2 protein-coding genes are annotated in these 3,293 nt (G+C 64.6%); one reads left to right on the forward strand and one right to left on the reverse strand.

Annotated elements, in window-relative coordinates; genetic code table 11:
• Window positions 1-220 precede the first annotated feature (220 nt).
• Complete coding sequence (locus tag WCB02_RS01270) at window positions 221-2,137, forward strand: tetratricopeptide repeat protein (protein WP_423955474.1); 1,917 nt, start codon at window positions 221-223, stop codon at window positions 2,135-2,137.
• A 29-nt stretch (window positions 2,138-2,166) separates the two neighbouring features.
• Here WCB02_RS01270 and WCB02_RS01275 read toward each other — a convergent pair.
• Window positions 2,167-3,293: tetratricopeptide repeat protein (locus WCB02_RS01275; protein WP_423955477.1), on the reverse strand; the 1,127-nt coding region annotated here is incomplete at its 5' end.

The following is a 3,293-nucleotide window of genomic DNA, read 5'->3' on the forward strand; positions in this document are numbered from 1 at the left end:
AGTTTGACCGGGCTGGGATCGGCATCGCAATGGCAATGCTCGCTGCATCTGGCGCGCACTTACTGCGGGCCGCCGAATCATCTAGCATGTCATTTCCGAGTTCTGGTCTCATGAAACCAAGAAGGTAGGACGGGTTGCTATCGCGAAATCCATCCTGCAATGATCGATTTCTCGGATCGATCTTCGGCTACAAAGCAGAGCCATCGCTAGCAAGGCGCAGATGAACCGTCGCGAGCGGCGGGCCGCCGAAAAGGCCAACACCGGAACGGCCAGGATCGAAGCGGGCGGCAAGCGCGTGCCGGGAGCGCACGGTCTCGCGGTGCTCCAGGCCTCCGCCATCGAGCAGGCGCTCGCCGGGCGGCTCCTCGACGCTCAGGCGCGCTGCCGGCAGGCGCTCGCGCTCGATCCTGACAACGCGGACACGCTGCACATCGTGGGTCTCGTGCATCTGGAAGCCGGCCAGTTCGACCATGCGGTCGAATGGGTATCGCGCGCGATCCGGAAGTCGCTGAAGCCGGCCTATCTGACGACATTGGGAATCGCGCTGCGGAAGCTCGGACGGCACGACGACGCGCTCCGGGCCTTCGACCAGGCTATGCAGCTCAAGCCGGACGATGCCGGGCTCTCATGCCAGCTTTCTTGGCAGATGGGAAATACGCTGCTGGCCGCAGGGCGTCCGTCCGACGCGCTGCTCTGTTTCAAGTTGACGGCCAAGCTCGATCCCCGCCATCGCGAAGCGGCCTACATGGCAGGATATCTTCTCCACGAGGCGGGGCAGTTGGCGGAGGCGCTGGTCGATCTCGAGCGCAGCGCCGAACTGCAGCCGGATCATGCGCCGACGCGCTATCTGCGAGCCCTGGTGCTGAAGAGCCTGAACCGGTTCGACGAAGCGATCGCCGAAAACCTTCGGGCCATCGCGCTGGATCCCGCCAACGCCAAGACCTGCAACAATATGGGCGCCGTGCTGCAGGCGCAGAATCGGACCGAGGAAGCGCTGTCCTGGTACCAGCGTTCGCTGGCAATCGACCCGGATGCCGCGACAACCCTCGTCAACAAGGCGAGCGCGCTGGCCGAGCTTTGCCGCCTCGACGAGGCGATGATGGCTTACGGAGAAGTCTTGGCGATCGACGCGGGCCACGCCGAGGCCGCCTGGAACGTCGCGTTGCTGCAGTTGCTGCGCGGGGATTTCAAGGCGGGCTGGACAGGACGCGAAGTGCGCTGGCGCATTCCCACGCTGTCGATGGGATACCCGAAGCTGCGCGGCGCGATGTGGTTCGGACGAGAGCCCGTCGCAGGCAGGACGGTCGTGGTGTGCAGCGATGAAGGGTTCGGGGATTCGATCCAGTTCGCACGCTATGTCCCGATGCTCGCGGCGCGCGGCGCACGCGTGATCCTGATGGTCGAGCCGGCGCTCTGTCCGATCCTGTCGGGATTGAACGGCGTTTCACAGTGCCTGCCGAGATTGCCGGATACGGTGCTGCCGCCGTTCGATTTTCACGTTCCGATCAGCAGCCTGCCGTTGGCGTTCGAAACCAGGCTCGACACCATTCCCGCCGCAACATCCTATTTGGCCGCGCCGGATGCCGAGCGGGCGCAGGCCTGGGACAACCGCCTGGGGCGCCGCCACAAGATGCGTGTCGGCCTGGTGTGGTCCGGCGACCCCAGGCACTGGAATGACCGCAACCGATCGATGCCGTTTCGGATGCTGAGCCGCATCCTGGACGTCGATGCGACATTCGTCAGCCTCCAGAAGGAGCCGCGACCGCGGGACGCCGAGCTGCTGCGCGCAACGCCCGACATCGTCGACTTCACCGCCGATCTGACTGATTTCGCGGAGACCGCGGCGCTCCTGTCATGCCTCGATCTGGTGATCACGGTCGATACCAGCATCGCGCACCTGGCCGGCGCGCTCGGCCGGCCCACCTGGGTGCTGCTGCCTCATGTGCCGGACTGGCGCTGGCTGCTCGATCGCGACGACAGCCCCTGGTATCCGACGCTCCGCCTGTTCAGGCAAACCGCCGCGCGCGACTACGGACCCGTCCTCGACCAGGTCCGTGCCGAACTGGTTGCGTCAATCGATGCGAAAAAGGGGGCTCCCCGATTTGCAAACGAAACGCCGGACATGCCGGCCGACTGACAATTGATGATAAGAACCGCGAAGCTGGTTCAAGATCTTGCTGCGCCAACCAGCGTCAGTCTCGTCGACGGCACGCCGGCCTTCAATAGGCCGTCACGGTAATGCGCGATATCGGCCGGCCTTTTCCAGCGGAAATTCCGCAGGTGCTTTTCGACGGTCAGGCCGGGATAGCTGGTGAGCAACACTTCGGTCGCAATTGCCGCCTCCTCCGATCGCCCCGACTGCGCCAGCGCCGCGGCGCGGACCGCGAGCACCTGCAGATGGTTGGGATTGAGATACAGCGCCTCGCGCGCCCAGGACAGCGCGGCATCATATTGCCGCAGCAGATAGTGGCTGAAGGCGTTCAGCGCCGACCATTGATAGCGGGGATCGCTGTTGCCGCGCTGCACCGCCATCGAGAACAGTTCGATGGCCTCGCGATGCTCGCCCAGGACGAGATGACAGATGCCGAGCACGCCGCGCGCGCCCATGTCGTAGGGATTCAGTTCAACCGCCTTGCGGGCGGCATCGAGCGCGGGCTCGTGGTTGCCGTCCATCGCGTGCATATAGGCCAGGATCGAAAACGCAAATGACGACCGCGGGTCGAGCCGGACGCTGCTTTCCGCCAGGCTCATCGCCTCCGCCCACAAGTCGCGGGTGCTCTTGATCCAGCCATACTGCGCGCCCTGCACCAGGATGGTGCCGAGATAGGCGCGCGCGATGGCGAGCGCCGGATCGAGCGCGATGGCCTCCCTGAACAGGGCAATCGAGGCCTCGAAATCCGGCTTGGTCTGCCGATAATAATGCGAGAGCCCGCGCAGGAACCGATCCCATGCGGTCAGGTCGGTGGACCACAAGCGGGCCCGGCTGCGCGCTTCTGCGCGAAAAATCTCCGGAGCCAATGCGGCGGACAGATCCGTCGTCAGTTCATCCTGCAGCGCGAACAAATCGCCGATATCGCGGTCATAGCGACCGGTCCATAATTGCTCGCCGTTTTCGGGGGCGATCAGCTCGGCGGTGACCCGGATTTTCTTGCCCGCGCGCCGCACCGAACCCCGGATCAGATAGGTAGCGTCGATCTCGCGCGCGATCAGGCGTGGGCTGAGATTCCTGCCCTTGTATGCGAACGTCGAATTGCGGCTGAGCAGCCGGTAGAACGATTGCAGCGAAAGCGCGT

Origin of the sequence: Bradyrhizobium sp. (assembly GCF_049581145.1) — a bacterium.
GTDB lineage: Bacteria > Pseudomonadota > Alphaproteobacteria > Rhizobiales > Xanthobacteraceae > Bradyrhizobium.